The sequence below is a fragment of the Chitinophaga alhagiae genome (genome assembly GCF_003568665.1).
Classification (GTDB): domain Bacteria; phylum Bacteroidota; class Bacteroidia; order Chitinophagales; family Chitinophagaceae; genus Chitinophaga; species Chitinophaga alhagiae.
The window spans coordinates 1-782 of sequence record NZ_QXMH01000011.1 but is presented as its reverse complement, the minus strand read 5'-3'; the positions used below and the strand labels follow the sequence as shown (position 1 = coordinate 782).

The 782-nt window shown below is 47.4% G+C and carries 2 tRNA genes and 2 rRNA genes; all 4 read right to left on the bottom strand.

The window, feature by feature from the left end:
• A 23S ribosomal RNA gene (locus D3A97_RS24715) occupies nt 1-184 on the bottom strand; the annotation flags it as partial.
• A 238-nt stretch (nt 185-422) separates the two neighbouring features.
• Nucleotides 423-499, bottom strand: a tRNA-Ala gene (locus D3A97_RS24710).
• Between the two features lie 35 nt (nt 500-534).
• Nucleotides 535-609: transfer RNA gene (locus D3A97_RS24705), tRNA-Ile, on the bottom strand.
• Nucleotides 610-697: 88 nt separating this feature from the next.
• A 16S ribosomal RNA gene (locus D3A97_RS24700) occupies nt 698-782 on the bottom strand; the annotation flags it as partial.

The following is a 782-nucleotide window of genomic DNA, read 5'->3' as shown; positions in this document are numbered from 1 at the left end:
ATGTTTCAGTTCCCTGCGTTGGCCACCTCTCGGTTGACATGCCTTCAGCATGCCGGGTTGTCCCATTCGGAAATCAACGGATATATCGCTCGTTTGCAGCTCTCCGTCGCTTATCGCAGCTTACCACGTCCTTCGTCGCCTCCTAGAGCCTAGGCATCCACCATGCGCCCTTATTCGCTTTAAAAATCTTAAGTCTACACTCTCGTGTATTACAACTTGTTTTCCCAATATGTCAAAGAACTTGTCCCCAGCCAGCTCCATAATTACTATGGTACCGTAACCTTGCAGTTATTGCCGGAAAACCTGTCAGTGCGAAGGTGCGACCCTTCATGAATCATATTCTGCTTTCCTGTTCGAAAAGAAAACATATTCCAACACCGTTTAAAAAAAGAACTTATTGATGGAGACCTTGCGTCTCCTGCTGGTGGAGGATATCGGAGTCGAACCGATGACCCTCTGCGTGCAAGGCAGATGCTCTAGCCAACTGAGCTAACCCCCCAGGTTTTGATACTGCCGGAAGCAGATCTTAACTAGTAGACCCGAGCAGATTTGAACTGCTGACCCCTACATTATCAGTGTAGTGCTCTAACCAGGCTGAGCTACGGATCTGTAACGGATACTACCTAGGTAGTAAACTAAAGAACTTGTGAATAATTTAAAAGAAAGGAAAACAACAGCGCAGGCAAATGCGCTCTAAAAAGGAGGTATTCCAGCCGCACCTTCCGATACGGCTACCTTGTTACGACTTAGCCCCAATTACCGATTTTACCCTAGGCGGCTCC